Annotated in this window: 20 protein-coding genes and 5 tRNA genes; 8 read left to right on the forward strand and 17 right to left on the reverse strand. The window is 64.8% G+C overall.

Annotation, left to right across the window (positions count from 1 at the left end; all coding sequences use genetic code 11):
* Positions 1–27 precede the first annotated feature (27 nt).
* The 8 genes from EV641_RS14245 to EV641_RS14280 all read right to left on the reverse strand — a co-directional run bounded on the left by EV641_RS14245 (position 28) and on the right by EV641_RS14280 (position 7,285).
* Positions 28–1,287 carry a hypothetical protein gene (locus EV641_RS14245; RefSeq protein WP_132472458.1) on the reverse strand — a complete coding sequence of 420 codons (1,260 nt, stop codon included), beginning with the start codon at positions 1,285–1,287 and terminating at the stop codon, positions 28–30.
* Positions 1,281–1,832 (reverse strand): nuclear transport factor 2 family protein, encoded by a 552-nt coding sequence (locus tag EV641_RS14250; RefSeq protein ID WP_132472460.1) that lies wholly within the window; start codon positions 1,830–1,832, stop codon positions 1,281–1,283. The genes EV641_RS14245 and EV641_RS14250 overlap by 7 nt, the downstream gene beginning before the upstream one ends.
* A gap of 14 nt (positions 1,833–1,846) precedes the next feature.
* Positions 1,847–2,041, reverse strand: coding sequence for a ferredoxin (locus tag EV641_RS14255; RefSeq protein ID WP_054713149.1), 195 nt, complete (start codon positions 2,039–2,041; stop codon positions 1,847–1,849).
* Between the two features lie 2 nt (positions 2,042–2,043).
* Positions 2,044–3,420 carry a cytochrome P450 gene (locus EV641_RS14260; protein ID WP_132472462.1) on the reverse strand — a complete coding sequence of 459 codons (1,377 nt, stop codon included), beginning with the start codon at positions 3,418–3,420 and terminating at the stop codon, positions 2,044–2,046.
* A complete protein-coding gene (locus EV641_RS14265) occupies positions 3,417–4,202 on the reverse strand; it encodes an SDR family oxidoreductase (RefSeq protein WP_054713150.1) in 786 nt (261 codons plus the stop codon). The genes EV641_RS14260 and EV641_RS14265 overlap by 4 nt, the downstream gene beginning before the upstream one ends.
* The gene (locus EV641_RS14270; RefSeq protein ID WP_132472464.1) at positions 4,195–5,421 is read right to left on the reverse strand and encodes a cytochrome P450; all 1,227 of its coding nucleotides are present in this window, start codon (positions 5,419–5,421) and stop codon (positions 4,195–4,197) included. Before EV641_RS14270 ends, EV641_RS14265 begins: the two co-directional genes overlap by 8 nt.
* Before the next feature lie 3 nt (positions 5,422–5,424).
* On the reverse strand, positions 5,425–5,985 hold the full coding sequence (locus EV641_RS14275; protein WP_054713151.1) for a TetR/AcrR family transcriptional regulator: 561 nt from the start codon (positions 5,983–5,985) through the stop codon (positions 5,425–5,427).
* A 76-nt stretch (positions 5,986–6,061) separates the two neighbouring features.
* Positions 6,062–7,285, reverse strand: a complete 1,224-nt coding sequence (locus EV641_RS14280; RefSeq protein WP_054713152.1) for a cytochrome P450 — start codon at positions 7,283–7,285, stop codon at positions 6,062–6,064.
* A gap of 102 nt (positions 7,286–7,387) precedes the next feature.
* Between EV641_RS14280 and EV641_RS14285 the strand changes: the two genes are divergently transcribed.
* The 7 genes from EV641_RS14285 to EV641_RS14315 all read left to right on the forward strand — a co-directional run bounded on the left by EV641_RS14285 (position 7,388) and on the right by EV641_RS14315 (position 13,127).
* A complete protein-coding gene (locus EV641_RS14285) occupies positions 7,388–7,987 on the forward strand; it encodes a TetR/AcrR family transcriptional regulator (RefSeq protein WP_132472466.1) in 600 nt (199 codons plus the stop codon).
* Positions 7,988–8,014: 27 nt separating this feature from the next.
* Positions 8,015–8,845, forward strand: a complete 831-nt coding sequence (locus EV641_RS14290; protein ID WP_054713153.1) for an oxygenase MpaB family protein — start codon at positions 8,015–8,017, stop codon at positions 8,843–8,845.
* A gap of 133 nt (positions 8,846–8,978) precedes the next feature.
* Positions 8,979–10,448 (forward strand): aldehyde dehydrogenase, encoded by a 1,470-nt coding sequence (locus tag EV641_RS14295; RefSeq protein WP_132472468.1) that lies wholly within the window; start codon positions 8,979–8,981, stop codon positions 10,446–10,448.
* Positions 10,449–10,484: 36 nt separating this feature from the next.
* Positions 10,485–11,234 (forward strand): SDR family oxidoreductase, encoded by a 750-nt coding sequence (locus tag EV641_RS14300; RefSeq protein ID WP_132472470.1) that lies wholly within the window; start codon positions 10,485–10,487, stop codon positions 11,232–11,234.
* Entirely contained in the window at positions 11,231–12,118 is an 888-nt protein-coding gene (locus EV641_RS14305) for an NAD(P)-dependent oxidoreductase (RefSeq protein ID WP_277874502.1), read from the forward strand. The genes EV641_RS14300 and EV641_RS14305 overlap by 4 nt, the downstream gene beginning before the upstream one ends.
* Positions 12,115–12,480, forward strand: a complete 366-nt coding sequence (locus EV641_RS14310; RefSeq protein WP_054713155.1) for a carboxymuconolactone decarboxylase family protein — start codon at positions 12,115–12,117, stop codon at positions 12,478–12,480. Before EV641_RS14305 ends, EV641_RS14310 begins: the two co-directional genes overlap by 4 nt.
* Positions 12,477–13,127 (forward strand): class I SAM-dependent methyltransferase, encoded by a 651-nt coding sequence (locus EV641_RS14315; RefSeq protein WP_132472472.1) that lies wholly within the window; start codon positions 12,477–12,479, stop codon positions 13,125–13,127. Before EV641_RS14310 ends, EV641_RS14315 begins: the two co-directional genes overlap by 4 nt.
* A 6-nt stretch (positions 13,128–13,133) precedes the next feature.
* On the opposite strand, the gene EV641_RS14320 is transcribed toward EV641_RS14315, so the two are convergent.
* The 9 genes from EV641_RS14320 to EV641_RS14360 all read right to left on the reverse strand — a co-directional run bounded on the left by EV641_RS14320 (position 13,134) and on the right by EV641_RS14360 (position 19,310).
* The gene (locus EV641_RS14320) at positions 13,134–14,720 is read right to left on the reverse strand and encodes an FMN-binding glutamate synthase family protein (RefSeq protein WP_132472474.1); all 1,587 of its coding nucleotides are present in this window, start codon (positions 14,718–14,720) and stop codon (positions 13,134–13,136) included.
* A gap of 112 nt (positions 14,721–14,832) precedes the next feature.
* Positions 14,833–15,891, reverse strand: a complete 1,059-nt coding sequence (locus EV641_RS14325; RefSeq protein WP_199233260.1) for a prenyltransferase — start codon at positions 15,889–15,891, stop codon at positions 14,833–14,835.
* A gap of 16 nt (positions 15,892–15,907) precedes the next feature.
* Entirely contained in the window at positions 15,908–16,639 is a 732-nt protein-coding gene (locus tag EV641_RS14330; protein WP_054713157.1) for a class I SAM-dependent methyltransferase, read from the reverse strand.
* Complete coding sequence (locus EV641_RS14335) at positions 16,639–17,871, reverse strand: glycosyltransferase family 4 protein (protein WP_054713158.1); 1,233 nt, start codon at positions 17,869–17,871, stop codon at positions 16,639–16,641. The genes EV641_RS14330 and EV641_RS14335 overlap by 1 nt, the downstream gene beginning before the upstream one ends.
* Before the next feature lie 195 nt (positions 17,872–18,066).
* Positions 18,067–18,140: transfer RNA gene (locus tag EV641_RS14340), tRNA-Asp, on the reverse strand.
* Positions 18,141–18,246: 106 nt separating this feature from the next.
* A tRNA-Phe gene (locus EV641_RS14345) sits at positions 18,247–18,320 on the reverse strand.
* A gap of 38 nt (positions 18,321–18,358) precedes the next feature.
* Positions 18,359–18,432, reverse strand: a tRNA-Asp gene (locus EV641_RS14350).
* Between the two features lie 54 nt (positions 18,433–18,486).
* Positions 18,487–18,559 (reverse strand) — tRNA-Glu (locus tag EV641_RS14355).
* 109 nt (positions 18,560–18,668) lie between these two features.
* On the reverse strand, positions 18,669–19,310 hold the full coding sequence (locus EV641_RS14360) for a TetR/AcrR family transcriptional regulator (RefSeq protein WP_054713159.1): 642 nt from the start codon (positions 19,308–19,310) through the stop codon (positions 18,669–18,671).
* A 233-nt stretch (positions 19,311–19,543) separates the two neighbouring features.
* Between EV641_RS14360 and EV641_RS14365 the strand changes: the two genes are divergently transcribed.
* Positions 19,544–19,616: transfer RNA gene (locus tag EV641_RS14365), tRNA-Lys, on the forward strand.
* The last annotated feature ends 149 nt before the right edge of the window (positions 19,617–19,765 follow it).

The following is a 19,765-nucleotide window of genomic DNA, read 5'->3' on the forward strand; positions in this document are numbered from 1 at the left end:
GTCCCCCCTTCGGTCCGAACTCGAATGTCAGAGCACCGTGAGTGGCAGCGGGATCCCCCGGTCTGCGAAGACGAACTCCGCGCCCGAGCTGAATCTGGTGATCTGCACGTCCTTGGACTCACGCGCGGGTGTGTCCTCACGGATCACGTCGACAACCAATGCGTCCGGTGACTCCGCTACCGGCCGCGTCGAGAAGTGCGCGTCGACCCCGCGGACGAGCGCATCGAGTGGCCCGAGGTGGTCGGCGTCGATGAAAGTCGTCCACCCGCCGTCGATATCCACGCCCGAGCCACGGCCGATGCGCAGCCGGAGGTGATCATCGCGGTTCTCGATCGTGCGCCCGACGTACTGATACGGCGCGAGGACGGGGTGGATGCCGAGGATTGTCGCCAGGTCGTCGAACGTGCCGGACAGACCGAGCGCGTTGCGGAGCCGTTCCGACGTCAGACCGGCGATACCGGTGAGTTGCTTCCGGAGAAGCGTGGATGCCGACGCTTCGTCGGTGCGCTTGCGCACACCGATCAGGAACCCGAGTGTGAGCATGTGCTGCTGGAGGCACACCTCCTCGGCGATCCGGACGAGCGCCGAATGCGAGAAGTCGCCGAAACGCACGTCCGAGAGCAACGGTCCCGAGTAATCGTCGCGTCCACCGCCGCCGGGAACGATCGGACTCAACTCGACCGTCCTCGCCACGGTTCGTCCCAGCGCCTCGGTGTGAGGCTCGACGGCAGGCGGAACATGCGCCGGGTCGATCGTCACCGTCCACGCGCAGTGGGGGTTCCGATCCTCGGGACGTCGGGGTGGGCGGTGGATCGGTCGCACCTGTGTGTGCGGATTCGTCGCGAGCGCGGTGGCGTCGAAGGTCGGGTCTTCGATGTCGTGGCACATCGCGGTCACGTACTCGTCTCCGAGCGGTTCGACGTCCATGAGCGCGCCGCAGTGATCGAGCCAGAACTCACCGTGATTGCGGTCGTCGACGCGGAACCGGAAGTCCATGAACTGCGGTGGCGCCCCGATGTCGAGTTGCAGGCCCTTGAAGATCGTCACGACATCATCGCCCTCGTACTTCAGCGCCCGCTGCATGCGCCGGGTGTACCAAGGTGACGATGCCTGCCATTCTTCGATCGCGACGGCCGCCATGCCCTCCCGGCCGAACGCAGAGATCAGATGGGCCATGCCGGAGCGGTCGATCAATTGACCGCACAGCAACAGTTCCGGGACGAGAATCGCGAGATCCTCCCGCGACAACGCCTCGAACGAGGCACCCGTCCGCACCGTGGTCACCACAGGGACACCGGTGCCTGGCCCGCGGGGTACCAGCCGGGTAGACGCTTACCGGACGTGGAACGCTCGATACGTTTGTTCATGCCATCGGACAGCGCCCCGTCGGTGATCATCTCGAGGAACAGGTGCGACACGTTCCCGAAATCGAAGAAATCGCGCTGCCACGACCATTGGAAATTCCCGCCGTAGCGGAACCAGCTACCACCGATTCCGTGCACCGAGTAGTGCTCGCCGTTGTCGCGCTTCGCGTCGGCGATCTGCTTCCACATACCGATCACGTCGCCGGTACGGTCATCGACGATCAGCTGCTGGTAGGGGTACTCCCACCCTTCCAGACCACGCATCTCCTGGCCCAGCGCGAGCTCGCGGATCTCGTCGCGGCCGACAGCCATGAAATCGTCCTTGGGACCGTAGTTCCACCCGTAGGTGGCATCCTCGGTGTACATCTCGGCCAGAGGCTTCCAATCACCCGCCTCTTCGGCCCGCTTGTTGGCGTCGATCCAGCGGGAAATCATCTCGTCGAGCTCAGCACGGTCGAACGTGGACATAGCGTCTCCTGAGGTCAGTCTTGAATCAGTCGCAATGCTCGGGTGGGGCAATAGCGGACGGCGGCTTCGACGTCGTCGCGCAGGTCTTCGGGGATCTCGTCGATGAGGACCTCCACGGTGCCGTGTTTGGGGACTCGGAACACGTCGGGTGCTTCCATCTCGCACATGGCGTGTCCCTGGCACAGGTCGAGATCCACTTCGATCTTCACGACTACTCCGTTTCCCGGGTGCGGCGTCGATACCGCACCGTGCACGGCTGCGCGAGCTGCACCACCATCTTCGAGTGATCGTTCCGGTAGGTATCCGCGGGCTGGGCAAGCTCGAATTCGAAGTCGCGCAACAGGATCGAGAAAATAGCCTTGAGCTGCATCAACGCGAATGCCGCGCCGACGCACCGGTGCCGGCCGGCACCGAAGGGAATCCACGTCCACCGGTTGACGATGTCTTCCTGGTTCGGGTCGATGTAGCGACCCGGGTCGAACACATCAGGATTCGGAAAGTCCTCGGCGATGCGGTTGGAGATCGCCGGAGTCGCGCCGACGAGATCGCCTTCGGCGACGCGGTAGCCGGCCACCTCGAAGTCACCTCGCGCGACCCGCAGCAGCAGAATCAGCGGCGGGTGCATCCGCAGCGTCTCTTTGAGTACAGCTTCGAGATTCGGGATCTGTCGTAGCGCATGGAAACTCACGTCCGCACCGTCCGAGTAGATCGCATCGAGTTCGTCGGTCACCTGCTGCATGCTCTGCGGATTACGCAGCAGTTCGATCAACGCCCACGCCGCGGTCCCGGAGGTGGTGTGGTGCCCGGCGAACATCATGGAGATGAAGATGCCGGTGATCTCGTCCGCGCTGAACCGCTCGGTGCCGTCCTCGTTCTTGATGGACACGAGCACGTCGAGCAGGTCGCGGTCCTCCTTACCCTGTGGCGGATGCGCGATCCGACCGTTCATGATGCTCTGCACCAGGTCGACGAGTCCACGGCGGGCCTCGTCGCGCCGACGGAAGCTCTCGATCGGCGCGTAGGGGTCGACGAAAGCGAGTGCGTCGGTGCCCTTCTCGAGATCGTGGTAGAGGTGTGAGAAGCGGTCGTCGAGCTCGTCGCGGAACTTCTTGCCGATCAGGCACGCCGAGGACGTGTAGATCGTCAGCTCGGCGAAGAATTCGAGGAGGTCGATCTCGCCTTCCTCTCCCCACTCCGCGACCATGTCTTGGACCTCGCGGTCGATGGTCGCCGCATGCCCCCGCATCTGTTCGCCCCGCAATGCCGTGTTGTGCAGCATCTCCTTGCGTCGCTCAGGGCTCGCATCGAACACGACGCCCTCCCCGAACACGGGCGTCATGAATGGGTAGGCGGCCTGCTGGTCCAGTTCTTCGTCGGACGACCGGAAGAAGAACTCGTTGGCCTCGGCCCCCGAAAGCAGCACGACTGTCTTGTCGGCGAGCTGGAAGATGCCGACGTCGCCGCATTCGTCGCGGACGCGGTTCATCAGGGCAATGGGGTCGGTGCGCAGTTCTTCGAGGTGTCCGTGCTCGTGTTCACCGCCGGAGACCCGGGGAGGTGCGACGGTCGTGTGTGGCGCTCCAGTCACTTGTCTTCCTTCCGCAAGGGCGCTTCGGGCTGCACCTCGACGAGCACGATGTGGGCGCCGCGGGGAACCGACACCACCGTCGCTGCCGCGGCGGCGATATCCGACGCGCGCAGAAAATACGGGTGACGGGCAAAACCCCAGCGCTCCCAGTCCGCGAGGAGCGGGCCCACAACCTCGGCCGGTGACGTCATTCCCGCCCCGGTCTGGGTGGGACCGGGCCGGACAGTGGACGCACGCACCCCGGTGCCTTCGAGTTCCATCCGCAGTTGGACGACAAGGGCTTCGAGACCGGTCTTCGCCGCCACATAGGCGCCCATCCGCGGACGAGGAACGTCGGCGCAATCCGATCCGATCACGACGAAGTCGCCGCGCTTACGTTCGATCATTCCCGGAAGCACGCGCCGCGCGAGGCGTTGCGTGCCGTTCAGATGCACGTTCACCTGGAACTCGAACCGTTCCGCGTCCATCTCGTGGACAAGTGAGAAGTCCATGTCACCGGCGCCGGAGACGACGATCTCGGTGACACCGAGTGCTTCTTCCGCGGCCGCGACGAACGCGTCGACGGAGTCGGTCGACGACACGTCGAGGTAGTGGGCGAAGGCCTCGCCGCCTTCGGCACGGATCTTCTCGGCGATTGTCTCGCACTCCTCTACACGGCGGGCACCGAGTGCGACGGGATGACCGAGTTCGGCAAGTGCGTAGGCAGTGGCCGTTCCGATTCCCGACGACGCACCGCTGACGAGCGCGGGCCGGCGCTCGGGGTGCGGCTCGAATCTAGGCATGTCGCTCCGTCACTTTCATGGGGAGGGCGGCGAAGCCGCGCACATTGGTGGAGTGGACCCGCTCGGTGCGGTCGAAGTCGATCTCGTAGTCGGCGACCCGACGGGCGAACTGCTCGAGGGCGATGTCGGCCTCGAGTCGCGCAAGGTGGGCGCCGAGACAGAAATGCACTCCCGCACCGAAACTCGCAAGTTTTCCAGCCGTATCGCGACCGAGACGAAATTCGTCGGCGTCGTCGAACACCTCGGAGTCGCGGTTGGCGGAACCGATGAGCAGCAGCACCTTGTCGCCGGAGCGGATGGTGGCGCCGTGCAGGTCGATGTCCGCGGCGGCCGTGCGCGCGACGAGTTGGCTCGATGTGTCGTACCGGAGAGTTTCCTCGACCCACTCGGGTGCGCGTTCCGGATCCGACAACACCTGCGACACTTCACTCTTGTTCTTCGCACCCCAGTAGAGCGCGTTGCCGAGAAGTTTGGTGGTGGTTTCGTTCCCGGCCACCACCATCAGGAACATGAACCCGATGATTTCGTCGTCGTCGAGCCGGTCGCCGTCGATCTCGGCGTCGAGCAGCGCGGAGGTGAGGTCGGCGGTCGGCGACTTCCGACGCTCCGCGATCATGTCGGCGTAGTAGCCCACGAGGTGCAGCGACGCTTCCATCGCCGAGACCGGGACGTCGAGCACACCCTCGTCTCTGTGCACGACGAGATCCGCGAGTCGCCGGATCTCGGCGCGATCGACCTCGGGCACTCCCATGAGCTCGGAGATCACGTCCATCGGCAACCTCGCTGCGAAGTCGGTGATCCAATCGAATTCGACTCCGGCGAGGGCTGGTTCGAGGTGTCCGAGGGTGAGTTCGAGAGTCCGCTCCTGCAGTTCAGCGACTCGTCGCGGGGTGAAACCCTTCGACACGAGTTGTCGCATGCGCATGTGTCGCGGGTCGTCCATCGCGAGGAACGACATCACCTTGTGAGCGTTGCGCCCGTACGCGGCGGGGTCGAGTGAAACACCGTTCGCGCTGGACAACCGCGTGTTGTCGCGGAAACCGGCAACGACGTCCGCGTGCCGCGACAACGCCCAGAAGTTCAGGTCGGGGTTGTAGTAGAGCGGCGCCTCCTCACGCAGCCGACGATAGGTCGGGTACGGATCCTCGTGGAAGGCATAGTCGTAGGGGTCGAACGTGGGTGGGTCGAGCGACACGGACTCCGTGGGAGCCTGGATCATGGATCACTCCAATAACAGTCGGGCCGAGATTTCCAGCCTGTCGGCGAGCTTTTCGTATGTGCCGTAACCCATTCCCGCGCGCACGAGCGCACCGGCGTAGAGCAGTTCGAGTGCCTCGAGCTCGTCGGGGTCGGGGGCGTCTCCGAGCGCGGCGGACAGCCTTTCGCGGATGTCGAGACCGATACGTGCACGCAGATGCTCGACGTCGGGGTCGCGGCCGAGCAGCGCACTCGTGACCGCGGCGGCAAGTTCCGGTTCGTCGGCCATGAGCAGCGCGACGCTCCGCAGCACCGCCACGACACGATCGGCCCGATCCGCCTGGTCGGAGTCTTCCACCGGCGCGGCAGCGAGTCGGCGCCAGAAGACCTCCGCAACGAGGTGTTCCTTGGAGGAGAAGTACGTGTACGCGGTCGCGGGAGCGACGCCGGCGCGCGCCGCAACGATGCGCACGGTCAGCCCTGCGAATCCCTCTTCGCCCAACACCTCGACAGCGGCCTGCGTAAGCCGTTGCACGGTGTCGGCCTGGCGTTCGGTGAGCCGACGTCGGGTGGATTCGAGATTCACATTTCTGGACACGTGTCTGGACATTACTACGGTAGCCATCGTCCGGCAATGGTCGTCGACCTGCGCGCGCATGAATTCATCCCTGGCGCGGGTAGATCCGCACCGGCAGGGCTTTGATCCCGTTGATGAAATTCGAGCGCAGGCGCCGCGCGGGCCCGGCCTGTTCGATCCGGTCGAGCCGCGTCGCGAGAGTCTCGAACATGATCTTCAACTCGAGACGCGCAAGGTGCGCACCGAGACAGAAGTGCACGCCGGTACCGCCGAATGCCACGTGCGGATTGTCGTCCCGCGCGATGTCGAAGACGTGGGGGGCGTCGAATACGTCGGCGTCGCGGTTGGCGCTCGGGTAGTAGACCACCACCTTGTCACCCCGATCGACCTCCTGGCCCCCGATCGTGGCCGGGCAAGTGGGAGTGCGGCGGAACCCGATGACGGGACTGACCCAGCGCAGGACCTCCTCCACCGCGCTCGGCAGGAGTTCCGGCTCGTTCTGCAGGCGTCGCCACTGATCGGGGTGGTCCATGAATGCCTGCATCCCGCCGGAGATCGCGTTGCGGGTCGTTTCGTTCCCCGCGATCACGAGGAGGACGAAGAACATGTCGAACTCCATCTCGGAGAGCGTGTCGCCGTGCTCGTCGGGAGTGACGAGCCTGGTGACGATGTCGTCGCGAGGATCGACGCGTCGGCGCGCGGCGATCTCGTTGGCATAGAGGAAGACCTCGGCCGCGGCGAGTTCACCGTCCTCGCGGGTGCTGCCGTACTCCGGGTCGTCCCAGCCGATCATCCTGTTCGACCAGTCGTAGAGTTTTCCGACGTCTTCCGTAGGTGCGCCGAGCAGTGCGGCGATCACCTCGAGCGGAAGCGGCGCTGCCGCGAGCGGGACGAAGTCGACGACCCGACCGTCGCGCCCCGCCTCGACGAGGTCGTCGACCACGCGCGTACAGATGTCGCGAATATGACCTTCGAGCTGCTTGATCACGCGCGGGGTGAACCCTCGGCTGACGAGCTGACGCAGCCGGGTGTGTTCCGGTGGATCGAGATTGAGAAGCATGGAGGCCTGTTTGAGTCGGGTCTCCTCGTCGAACTCGTCGATCTGTGTGGACCCCATCGCAGCCGAGAACGTGGTGTCGCGTGAAACGCCGATGACGTCGGCGTGCCGGGTCACCGCCCAGTATCCGGGCCCGTCGTCCTCAGGCTGCCAGTACACCGGGCATTGCCGGCGGAGGTCGTCGAAGAAATCGTGCGGGACCCCCGCGGTGTAGATGTCGGGATTCTTCAGGTCGATGCGGGATGTAGTCATGCCTGCGCCTAACGATTGGTGGGCTCACGAGTCGGTGGCAAATGACGCTCGCTTACAAACTACATACCTTCGTTTACAATGGAAGCCCCTTAGAATGAATTCATGGCACGTGACAACTCCCGCCCGATCAGACGACGAACCCTCACGCGCGACAAGGTGATCGACGCCGCCATCGACGCCGTCGACGAGGCCGGATGGGAGCAACTCTCGATGAGCACCCTGTCGGGCCGCCTCGGAATCGTCGCTGCCTCCCTGTACAACCACGTACGCGGCCTCGACGACGTTCGGGCCGCAGTGCAGGCGCGCGCCATGACCGACCTGGGGATACACCTGCGTGAAGTGGCGATGGGGCGCAGCGGCAGGGACGGTCTACGTGCGCTGATCGATGCCCACCGGTCCTGGGCCACGACACACCCGCGTCGCTACCAGGCGTTGACCACCGCGCCGGTCGACCGGGACAGCCTGATCACGGCAGGCCTCGATGCGAATGCCGCCCTGGGGTCGATGCTGACCTCGTGCGGAGTCCCCGAAGAGCGAGCACTCGAGATCACGATCGGCATGTTCTCGGCTCTACATGGCTTCGCAATTCTCGAGAACAGCGGGTTCCTCGGCAACGAGATCGATCTCGACCGCATCTACGAATCCGTTGTCCAGGGCGCGCTGTCCCACCTGCCCACGTCCTCCGAAGCGGACGTAAACTGATTACAGTCGTCTTCAGATGGAGGTTCCATGCGCACGCTCGAGACGGTCGGCGATCTCGTATCCCCTCTCGGCGGAACGATCAACGCGGCCAACGTGATCATGCAGCTGGCCGATCCCGGCGTCGGCCAGGGGGTGGTCGACAGCTCCGTCGATTCCGGCCGCGCCGACCTGCATCCCATCAAGCGCGCACGCACAACGGGCACCTATCTTGCGGTCGCGGTGTTCGGCACCGACGCAGACCGCGCCTATCTGCGAGAGGAGCTGCGGAAGATCCACGCCCGGGTCGTGTCCGAACCGAACGCCGAGGTCTCGTACAGCGCGAACTCACCGAAGCTGCAGCTCTGGGTGGCGGTGTGCCTGTTGAAGTACTTCATCGACCAGCATGAATTCCTGCACGGCCCGCTGAGCGAGGCCGAATACCGCAGCATCCTGCGCGACGGCATCTCCCTGGCGACCACCCTGAACGTGCGTCCCGAGTCCTGGCCGACGACCCGGGACGAGTACGACGCGCTCTGGCGCGAGGGCGTGGACCGGATCTCCATGAATGACGAGGTCCGCGGGTATCTCACCCGCCTGTGCAATCTGAGCTTCCTCGAAGTGCGACTCGGCCGTGCCGGACGGGCCGCACACAAGATCTTCGGACGAGGTTTCGAGTTGATCACCCGGGGAGCGTTGCCGCCGGAGTTCCGGAAGGCCATGCACTACGACTGGACGGCCGACGATCAACGACGATTCGACAGATATCTGCGGACGATGCGCGCCGTCCACCGGGCGACCCCGCACGTCTGGCGCCTGCTGTGGCACGGCTATCTCGTCGACATGCGCACACGACGCCGCCTCGGCATGCGAGTGTTCTGACGAGCCCGAACTCCTGCACACTCACCTCGTCGTATCAGGCTCCCCCGTAACGGCATCCACTCGAACCATTGCGTTCTCACAGCGTGCCGAACTATAGTCCAGACACCTGTCCAGAACTTGAGGGAATCGTCTGATGACATTGCGCCCGACCGACAGTTCCATGCTCCTGATCGACGGAAAGCTCGTCCCCGGCAGCGGCGGCACCTTCGAGATTGTCGATCCCAGTACCGAGGAGGTCCTCGGTAGTGCAGCCGACGGCACCGCCGCCGATCTCGACGCCGCCATCGACGCGGCCCGCCGCGCATTCGACAACACCGACTGGTCCCGCGACCACGCCTTCCGCGCACACTGCCTACGTCAGCTCCGCGACGCCATTCGCGGCCACATCGACGAACTGCGGGAGATCACGATCGCCGAGGTAGGCGCCCCCAGGTTCCTGACCGCAGCTGCGCACCTCGAAGGACCCGTCGACGATCTGCTGTGGTTCGCCGATCTCGCCGAGAGTTATTCGTGGACACAAGATCTTGGGAACGCCTCCCCCATGGGCATCCCCACCCACCGGTATCTACTCAAGGAAGGCACCGGCGTGGTCGGCGCAATCACCCCGTGGAACTTCCCGCATCAGATCAACTTCGCGAAGATCGGGCCCGCGCTCGCCGCGGGTAATACCGTCGTGCTCAAACCTGCCCCCGACACTCCCTGGTGTGCCGCGCTGATCGGCAGGATCGCCGCCGAGGAAACCGACATCCCCGCGGGTGTTCTCAACATCGTGACCTCGAGCGATCACCGGATCGGCGCCCTGCTCGCCGAAGATCCGCGAGTGGACCTGATCTCGTTCACCGGTTCCACCGCCACCGGGAAGTCGGTGATGCGTGCGGCGTCGGAGTCGCTCAAGAAGGTCTTCCTCGAACTCGGTGGCAAGTCGGCGTTTCTCGTCCTCGACGACGCCGACCTCCGCGCGGCGTGCTCGATGGCCGCGTTCACGGTGTGCACCCACGCCGGCCAGGGCTGCGCGATCACCACCCGACTCGTCGTGCCACGCGACCGGTACGACGAGGCCGTCGAGGCAACCGCGAAGACGCTGCAGGGCCTTCGCCCCGGCGATCCACGCGACCCCGGCACCATCTGCGGCCCGCTGATTTCGGCGCGACAGCGCGAACGCGTCGAAGGTTACATCCGGCTGGCCGTCGAGGAGGGCGGCACGATCGTGGTCGGAGGTGGACGACCCGCCGAGCACGATCGTGGATTCTTCGTCGAGCCCACCCTGATCTCAGGACTCGACAACTCCGCCCGCACCGCACAGGAGGAGATCTTCGGCCCGGTGCTGGTGATACTGCCCCACGACGGCGACGACGACGCGGTCCACATCGCGAACGACTCTCCCTACGGACTCTCCGGCGCGGTCTACGGCACCGACCCCGATCGCATCGCACGCGTCGTCGCGAGTGTCCGCACCGGCACCCTCGGAGTCAACGGCGGCATCTGGTATGCCGCAGACGCACCATTCGGCGGATACAAGCAATCCGGCATCGGGCGCGAGATGGGCCTGGCCGGATTCGAGGAGTACCTGGAGACCAAGCTCGTCGCAGAACCTGCACTCTGACGTTCGCAGTGTCCGACATATTCGAAAGGACCGGTCATGGCCAGATTCACCGATCGCACTGCGATCATCACGGGAGCAGCCCAAGGAATCGGCGAGGCGTACGCACGCGCACTCGCCGCCGAAGGTGCGCGCGTGGTGGTCGCCGATATCGATGCCGAGCTCGGCGAGCAGGTGGCCAAGCAGATCGTGGTCGACGGCGGCGCCGCCACCTTCCTGCCGGTGGACGTCTCCGACCCCGACTCGGCGAAAGAACTCGCCGACAAGACCGTCGAGACGTATGGGGGTATCGATCACGTCGTCAACAATGCCGCGATCTACGGTGGGATGAAACTCGACCTCCTGCTCACCGTGCCGTGGGACTACTACAAGAAGTTCATGAGCGTCAACCTCGATGGGGCCCTGAACATCACCCGCGCGGTATGGCCTCACATGACGAGCAGCGGCGGGTCGATCGTCAACCAGTCGTCCACCGCCGCCTGGGTCTACTCGGGCTTCTACGGACTCGCGAAGGTCGGGATCAACGGCCTCACACAGCAACTCGCGGTGGAGCTCGGCGGGTCGAACATCCGCATCAACGCGATCGCACCCGGACCCATCGACACCGAGGCCACCCGGACCACCACCCCGTCGAGCATGGTCGCCGACATGGTGAAACAACTGCCGCTCGAGAGGATCGGCACCCCCGACGATCTCGTCGGCATGTGCCTGTTCCTGCTGTCCGACGAAGCGGGTTGGGTGACCGGCCAGATCTTCAACGTCGACGGCGGGCAGGTGATCCGGTCGTGACGACCCGCATCGGCTATATCGGTCTCGGCAACATGGGCGCACCGATGGCGCACCGGCTGCTCGACCACAGCGGCAGATTGTCCGTCCTCGACACCAACCCCGACGCGGTCACTCCGTTCGTCGAAGCAGGCGCCCACCCCGTCTCGAGCGCAGCAGAACTCGCCTCCGTCAGCGACATCGTCTGTGTGACGGTTCTCGACGACGCCCAGGTACGCGACGTCGTCGCCGGCTCTGACGGACTGCTGTCCACCGCGACGCCGGGCACGGTGATCGCCGTGCACTCGACGATTTCCGACACCACGGCCGTCGACCTGGCCGAACAATGCACGGCACGCGGGGTCGAGTTCGTCGACGCACCGGTCAGCGGTGGCGCGGCGGGCGCGAAGAAGGCTGCATTGGCCGTCATGGTCGGGGCGTCCGACGAGGCATTCGAGAAGATCGAAGAGCCGTTCGGCGCATTCGCCGCGCTGGTCGTGCATGCCGGCCCGGTGGGCGCGGGCACCCGGATGAAGCTTGCCCGGAACCTGCTCCACTTCGTATCCTTCACTGCTGCAACCGAAGCCCAACGACTCGCCGAAGCCGCCGGAATCGACATCACCGAACTCGGTAAGGTCGTCCGCCACACCGACTCGATCACGGGCGGCGCAGGATCGATCATGTGGCGCGACAATACATCCGCACTCGAACCCGACGATTCGTGGTTCCCGATCTTCTCCCATGTGCGTGCATTGGGTGAGAAGGACCTGGCGCTCGCCATAGCCCTCGGCGACCGGCTCGAGATCGATCTTCCTCTCGCAACACGCGCCCTCGCGGGCCTGGGCCCCGGTCTCGGAGTCGGGATCGGCGACATCGCACGCACCCACAGCATGGAGGAACAGCCGTGACCGACGACAGGCGCCAGCGCGGACTCGAGATGATGGGAAAGGTCTACGGATTCGAGTTCCAGGACGGGCCCGGCGCACATTTCGCCGCGACCGCCGATCACCTGTTCGCCGACATCTGGTCGCGACCGGGACTGAGCATTCGCGATCGGCGGTTGCTGCTACTCGGCGCCTTGGCCGCACAAGGGTTGAGCGACGTCGCCGAGATCCAGATCGGCGCTGCGCTGCAGAACGAAGAACTCGACGAGGAGCAGCTACGAGAGATCGCATTGTTCCTGTCACACTATGTGGGTTGGCCACTCGGAACGAAGCTCGACAACGCGGTCGGCAATGTTCTGCACAAACGAAAGGCGGCGACCCGATGACCCACACCACCCTCTCCCGCGAGGCGCTCGCACTCGCTGAAGCCACCCCCGGTTTCATGCCTCTCGACGAGGGCACGGCGTTGCACGACGCAGCCATCCGCTACCTCGGGGACGGGGTGGGCGTCGAGATCGGCACTTACTGCGGCCGCTCCACGGTGTATCTGGGCGAGGCGGCGAAGGCGACGGGCGGCACCATCGTCACCGTCGATCACCACCACGGTTCCGAAGAGCACCAGCCGGGTTGGGAGTACCACGATTCGTCGTTGGTCGACCCGCACACCGACAAACTGGATACGGTCGGGAAACTCCGGCACACCCTCTCCGACGGCGACCTCGAGTCGCACGTCGTCGCGATCGTGGGTCGGTCCCCTCAGGTCGCTGCATTCTGGCGGACGCCGCTAGCCTTCGTCTTCATCGACGGTGGGCACAGCAGCGAAGCGGCGCAGGCCGACTACTCGGGCTGGGCACGATGGGTGGAGCCGGGGGGTGCCCTGATCATCCACGACGTGTTCCCCGACCCCGCCGACGGCGGTCGCCCTCCATACGAGATCTACTGCCGCGCACTCGACAGCGGGGAGTTCACCGAGGTATCGGTCACCGGATCGTTGCGGGTGCTGGAGCGCACCGGAGGGGTCGTCGGGTCGTAGGGGCGCTCAGGCCGCCCGAAACGATTCGGGGGTCGCGGCTGCCCAGTCTGCAGCCCAAGATTCGGGTGGCTCGTCGAGAAGTACACCGGGCGAAAGCCATTCGTAGATCTCTGCGTAGGACCGCACATGCGTGGCATCGATCTTTCGCCGGAGCATGTGAGGGGTCAGCTCGCCGGGGTCGCTCGCTCCCAGCGACGCCATGATCTGCACTGCCTGCTGCACCGTTGCTTCCTGGTACCGCCACGCCCGGATACTCTTGTCCGCCACATTCAATGCCCGGCTCCGCATCGGATCCTGCGTTGCCACCCCGACCGGGCAGGTGTTGGTGTGGCATCGTTGCGCCTGAATGCAGCCGATGGCCATCATCATCGCGCGTGCCGCGTTGGTGAAATCCGCGCCCTGGATCAACCGCTTGACGATGTCGTTCCCCGCAGCCACCTTTCCGCTTGCACCGATCTTGATCCGATCCCGCAGCCCAGAACCCACGAGAGCATTGTGGACGGTCATCAGTCCGTCGGTGAGAGGCAGCCCGACATGATCCTCGTATTCCAGCGGTGCGGCAGCGGTGCCGCCCTCGGCACCGTCGACGACGATGAAATCCGGAGTGGCACCGACGTCTATCATCGCCTTGCACAGCGCCAGAAACTCGACACGGGAACCCACGCACAGTTTGAATCCGACGGGCTTCCCACCCGCGAGCTCACGTAACCGACACACGAACTCCACCAATTCGAAAGGCGTGCGGAACGCCGAATGTGCAGAGGGACTCACACATTTCTCGTGCGCGGGTACCTCACGGTATCTGGCGATCTCCTCGCTGACCTTCGCCGCAGGAAGCACACCTCCCAACCCCGGTTTGGCGCCCTGGCTCAACTTCACCGAAACAACCTTGACATGCTCGTGGGCAGCATTCTCGGCGAACTGATCCGGATCGAATCGTCCGTCCGGTGTGCGCGTCCCGAAGTAACCCGACCCGATCTCCCACACCAGATCGCCGCCCCCGAGGTGATACGGCGTCAACCCGCCCTCACCGGTGTCGTGCGCGAAACCCCCCAGAGCAGCAGCCCTGTTCAAAGCCTTCAACGCATTGCCCGACAACGCGCCGAAACTCATCGACGACACGTTCAACAGCGCCATCGAGTACGGCCTGGTGCAGTCCGGTCCACCGATCAGTACTCGCGGCGGCTCTGCCGGTTCCGGCACCGGCGCCATCGAGTGGACAAGAAAGTCGTATCCGACGGAGTCGATATCACGTTCTGTTCCGAACGACAGCTCCCCGTGGATTCCCTTGGCGCGCTCGTAGATGATCGTGCGAGTGTCGCGGTCGAAAGGCCGGCCGTCGACGTTCCGCTCGATGAAGTACTGCTGAATCTCCGGACGCACTGCCTCCAAGAGGTACCGCGAGTGCCCCAGGATCGGATAGTTACGCAGCACCGAGTGTCCGGTCTGCAACAGATCGTAGACGCCGACAGCTGCGAGCACGAGACAGAGCGACGCGAGGATCCACCAACCCGCGCCCCCGGAGATCACTGCGACCGGCACCGATACCGCCGTCGCCACTCCCACGAGCACGACCAGGACATACCTGATCATCGGCGCCTCCTACCTGCGAGACTCACCTCCCATGCTTACGCGCACAGAGCGCAGGTGCGCAAGACTCCCCCGGATTCACTCAGGCGAACACCTCGCAGTGGTCGGTACTCCGTCAGACGAACACCTCGCAGTGCTCGGTGCAGTGATCCGGACCGACCTGCCCCTGGGGAACAGCTGCGTCGCGAAACAGCCCGTTGCCACCCGTCGTCCGCGACAACGCGTCTGCCGCGAGAATCACCGCCGCACTCGTCCACGAGCTGACCTCGACGGGCCATCGCTTGCCGTCTTGGTAGACGAGTCCCGTCCAATACGAACCGTCCGGGTCGCGCAGGTGTTGCATCGACGCGAACAACTCGTTCGCCCGCGCCTTGTCGCCGAGAGCATCGAGCGCGAGGACGAGCTCGCACGTCTCGGCGCCGGTCACCCACGGCTTGTGGTCGACACAGCGGATCCCGAGTCCGTCCACGACGAAATCGGACCACCGCTCCCGGATTCGCCGATGAGCCTCGGCGCCGCGCAGCGCACCACCGAGTATCGGGTAGTACCAGTCCATCGAGTATTCGGGCTTCGGCGTGAACACCTCGGGGTGCCTGCGCAGTGCATGGCCCAATCGATACAGCGCCACTTCCCATTCCGGCTGCGGGTCGTCGACGAGTTCGGCGAGCTGAACCCCGCACCGCAGACTCTGGTGGATACTGGCGCTTCCGGTCAGCAGCGCCTCGTCGACGAGTCCGCCCGACCCCCGCGCCCACGCGATGTGCCCGCCGGGAAACTGCATGCCGACGACGTGGTCGAGTGCTGCCCGCACGGTCGGCCACATCTCGGACGTGAACCGCCGGTCGCCGGTGACGAGGTGATGATGCCACACCCCCACTGCGATGTATGCGGTGAAATTGCTGTCTGTATCGGTGTTCTCGATGACCCCGTTCCGGAACTTCACCGGCCACGACCCATCGGGACGTTGTGTCCTGCGCAGGAAGCCGAAGGCCGCAGACGCTTCGTCGAGCAGCCCGGTGACAGTGAGGGCCATCGAGGATTCGATGTGATCCCACGGATCCGTGTGGCCACCCGGAAACCAGGGAATCGACCCGCACGCCTCCTGCATGCGCGCGATTGCCTGCCCTGTCGCGTGGCATTCGTCGCGCGACAGGACGCCGGGCACCTCCGGCATCATCCGGCGATGGAACTCACTGCGGCGCACCGGATGCACCCGGCTTCTCGAGATAGAACACGACGCTCTTACCGATGACCGGGTCGAGGAGTTTCTCTACGGTGCGTGTCAGCCACGGACCTTCCATCAGATCCCACACGAGCATCCGGTGATAGGTCTTCGTCAGCGGATTGTTCTCGTTGTCGACACCGACCGCGCACTTGAGCCACCAGTAGGGTGAATGCAAAGCGTGGGCGTGGTCGGTCCCTCGCACGGTCAGACCGGCCGCGGTGAGCTTTGCCGCCAGCTCGTCCGCCTTGTAGATGCGCACGTGCCCACCCTCGACCTCGTGATAGGCCTCCGACAACGCCCAGCAGATCTTCTCGGGGAACCACCGCGGGACCGTTACCGCCGCGACCCCGCCTGGCTTGAGGACCCGCACGAACTCTGCGATCGCCCGATCGTCCTCGGGAACATGTTCGAGGACTTCGGAAATCATCACGAGGTCGAAGGTCTCGTCGGCATACGGCAGTGCCAGCGCGTCGCCCACCTCGGCGCGGGCGAGGGCCCCTTCGGGTACCTGGCCCTCGAGTTCCATCGCCACGAACATGTCGGCGACCGCCTTCATGTCGTCAGCGCTGCGATCGAAGGCGACGACGTCCGCGCCACGCCGGTACAACTCGAACGAGTGTCTGCCGGCACCGGCGCCGATATCGATCGCGCGGCATCCCGGCCGCACCCCCAGCCGGTCGAAGTCGACGGTCAGCATCAGTCGGTCCTTCCTTCGTGTGCTGCGATCGCGCTCTCGTAGACGGTCGCGGTCTGCGCGGCGACCGCAGCCCAGCTGTACTTCTCCTCGACGCGGGCGCGGGCAGCGGTGCCCAGTTGTGTCCGCCGAGCCGGATCGTCGAGCAGTGCCGCAATCGCGGCGGCCAGCTGTTCGGCATCACCGGGCGGTACGAGCTCGCCGGCCTCGCCCACCACTTCCGGAATCGCGCCCGCGCGGCTGGCCACCAACGGAGTCCCGCACGCCATGGCTTCGACCGCCGGCAGCGAGAAGCCCTCGTACAACGACGGCACCGCAGCGATCTCCGCCGACGCGAGAAGCTCCGCAAGTTCGGCGTCGTCGATCCCGGATACAGTGCGCACGACATCACCGATAGCGAGATCGTCGATGAGTCGCTCGGTGGTACCACCGGGAGCGAGCTTGGAGACGAGCACGAGTTCGATCTCGCGCTCGGTGTGCAGCTTGGCCACGGCTTCGAGCAACGTCGGCACCCCCTTGAGGGGAGCATCGGCGCTGGCCACACACACGATGCGACCCGAGACCCGCGGCGTGGTCGCCGGAGCGAACAGGTCGGTGTCGACGCCGAGCGGAATCGTGTGGAGTCGGTCCGGTTCGATGTCGAAGGCGGTGCGGATGTCGTCGGCGGAGTTCTCCGAGACGGTGAGCAGTGTCGGTATCTTCCGGGCGACCCGCCCCTGCATGCGCAGGAATCCGTACCAACGCCGCAGAGTGATCTTGCGACGCAACGTGGGCGCCGAGGCGAGGTCGAGCTCGCGGTCCCGGGTGATCGGATGATGGATGGTCGCGACCAGCGGTAGGTCCTGCGCGATGCGGAGAAGTCCCGATCCGAGCGACTGGTTGTCGTGGACGACGTCGAAATCGGCGATTCGGTCGCGTAGTAACCGGGCCGCGCGAAGCCCGAAGGTACGCGGTTCCGGAAACCCCGCCGTCCACATCGTGGCGACCTCGAGGACGTCGATCAGATCGCGGTACTCGCTGGGTCGCGGCGTGCGGAACGGGTCGTCGTCGCAATAGAGGTCGAGGCTGGGAACCTTCGTCAGGGTGACCGCCGGATCGAGTTCCGGGTACGGCTGGCCCGAGAACACCTCGACGTCGTGACCTTGGGCCGCAAGCTCCCGACTGAGGTGACGAACGTAGACGCCCTGCCCCCCGCAGTGCGGTTTGCTCCGATACGACAGCAGAGCTATGCGCACATCCAACCCCCGGATTGTTCGGACACGTGTCCATGCAGTTACGTAGGCACACACTAGAACATGTTCACTCGGTCACGGTAGCGGAGCGGACCGATGGGGAACGGTAGCGGCCGGCGACAGTACCGAACTGTAACGTGCCGAACTGCAACAACGACGAAGGTCCGGTATCTCATCGATACCGGACCTTCGGTTGAGCGACCCTGACGGGACTCGAACCCGCGACCTCCGCCGTGACAGGGCGGCGCGCTAACCAACTGCGCCACAGGGCCATAGGAACCCATTGGGCTCTTCATAGCTGGGCCCACCGCATGCGGTGGGCCTGGTGTATTCACTTGCCTGTATTCATTTGTCGATGGTGGAACACAACCATCGCCGTGGCCAGGGCCGGGATCGAACCGGCGACCTTCCGCTTTTCAGGCGGACGCTCGTACCAACTGAGCTACCTGGCCGGATGGCACCCGAACCGAATGCCGATCGCATACTTCTGCGACCCTGACGGGACTCGAACCCGCGACCTCCGCCGTGACAGGGCGGCGCGCTAACCAACTGCGCCACAGGGCCTTGCTATTCAATTCTCTGCCAGCGTACTGTACACATCCGGCCGAAACCGAAGTGTACCCCCTACGGGATTCGAACCCGCGCTACCGCCTTGAAAGGGCGGCGTCCTAGGCCGCTAGACGAAGGGGGCCCGACCGGATTCCTCCGACCCGCACCCTCAACGGGATTTTCCGTTCCGCTGGGAGCTTGGACAGCTTATGTCACGGCATTCCTGATTCACAAATCAGCTGGTCATGCCATCAATCCGATGTCTGCGGCCAACCGCGCTCCCACCAGCGGGCAAGCCACTCCTCCGAGGCCATCGCCTCGAGCGGAACCTCGAGACAGGCCTCGAACTTGGACTTGACGTCGGTGTCCGGCGAAGTGAGGTCTGCGAGGTAGCGTTGCCCGGCCAGCGACGACCCGACCGCTTCGACGAACCTGCGGATGTCCACACCAGGACGGAAAAGTCCTCGCTCCTGAGCTTCGACCGCGAGCTGATAGCCCGCCCTTCCCCAGATATAGCTGCCACGCAGTAGCGCTTCGTCCGCGAATTCAGGTTCGGTGACGAGCCTGAATTCGGCCGCGATGACGTCATCGTTGTGGAGCGCCTCTCCGAGGTCCGCGATCATTCCGTGCAGACGCTCGAACGGGTCGAGCTCAGGTGCGTCGACCCAGCGCGACACGATCGTCCGGTAATGCTCGAGCCCTTCTTCGAGAACCGCGCGCGCAAGTTCGTCCTTGGACGCGAAGTGGAAGTACATCGCGCCCTTGGTCGCGTTCGAGTGTTCGAGAATCGAGTTGATCGACGCGGCTCCGTATCCACGCTTCGCGAACTCGACAGCAGCCGCCCTGATGATGACGGAACGCGTACGGCGCGCACGTTCCTGTTGACGTGACATGAGCGAATCGAGCCCTCCGAGTATCCGATCCCCGAAGGAAACTCTAGTCGCGCGATACCCATCGCGGCCGGGTGACCTGCACCTCGGACCACCATGAACCGCAGAACACACCGAGTGGTATGCTTTCCGCGGCTCGGGTGCGGAAGCAGGGGGTGTGCACCCGAGCCCCTTGAAATCTTCGGATGCGTGTCCGATACGATTTGGCGCGCAGTGTGGTTACACTGTGCGCCCATGCCCCTATAGCTCAGTTGGTAGAGCTACGGACTTTTAATCCGCAGGTCGTAGGTTCGAGCCCTACTGGGGGCACAACAATGACCCGGCGTTCCTCACGGACGCCGGGTCATTTCGGTTCGTGGACGGGTTGACGTCCTCCCGGCCGTGAACGACCGGGATTCCTACCGCAGCACGCCGTGCCGCCTCGGTGGGTTCCTGTTTCACAGAGCCGCGCTCCCCAC

This window comes from Rhodococcus sp. SMB37, from assembly GCF_004345605.1.
GTDB lineage: Bacteria > Actinomycetota > Actinomycetes > Mycobacteriales > Mycobacteriaceae > Rhodococcus.

What these genes read in the sequence shown, in the direction of transcription:
- EV641_RS14250 (WP_132472460.1), bottom strand. Translation starts at nt 1,832, where the DNA reads ATGTCCACGTTCGACCGTGCTGAGCTCGACGAGATGATTTCCCGCTGG.
- EV641_RS14265 (WP_054713150.1), bottom strand. Translation starts at nt 4,202, where the DNA reads ATGCCTAGATTCGAGCCGCACCCCGAGCGCCGGCCCGCGCTCGTCAGC.
- EV641_RS14270 (WP_132472464.1), bottom strand. Translation starts at nt 5,421, where the DNA reads ATGATCCAGGCTCCCACGGAGTCCGTGTCGCTCGACCCACCCACGTTC.
- EV641_RS14280 (WP_054713152.1), bottom strand. Translation starts at nt 7,285, where the DNA reads ATGACTACATCCCGCATCGACCTGAAGAATCCCGACATCTACACCGCG.
- EV641_RS14285 (WP_132472466.1), top strand. Translation starts at nt 7,388, where the DNA reads ATGGCACGTGACAACTCCCGCCCGATCAGACGACGAACCCTCACGCGC.
- EV641_RS14290 (WP_054713153.1), top strand. Translation starts at nt 8,015, where the DNA reads ATGCGCACGCTCGAGACGGTCGGCGATCTCGTATCCCCTCTCGGCGGA.
- EV641_RS14295 (WP_132472468.1), top strand. Translation starts at nt 8,979, where the DNA reads ATGACATTGCGCCCGACCGACAGTTCCATGCTCCTGATCGACGGAAAG.
- EV641_RS14300 (WP_132472470.1), top strand. Translation starts at nt 10,485, where the DNA reads ATGGCCAGATTCACCGATCGCACTGCGATCATCACGGGAGCAGCCCAA.
- EV641_RS14315 (WP_132472472.1), top strand. Translation starts at nt 12,477, where the DNA reads ATGACCCACACCACCCTCTCCCGCGAGGCGCTCGCACTCGCTGAAGCC.
- EV641_RS14320 (WP_132472474.1), bottom strand. Translation starts at nt 14,720, where the DNA reads ATGATCAGGTATGTCCTGGTCGTGCTCGTGGGAGTGGCGACGGCGGTA.
- EV641_RS14325 (WP_199233260.1), bottom strand. Translation starts at nt 15,891, where the DNA reads ATGCCGGAGGTGCCCGGCGTCCTGTCGCGCGACGAATGCCACGCGACA.
- EV641_RS14330 (WP_054713157.1), bottom strand. Translation starts at nt 16,639, where the DNA reads ATGCTGACCGTCGACTTCGACCGGCTGGGGGTGCGGCCGGGATGCCGC.
- EV641_RS14360 (WP_054713159.1), bottom strand. Translation starts at nt 19,310, where the DNA reads ATGTCACGTCAACAGGAACGTGCGCGCCGTACGCGTTCCGTCATCATC.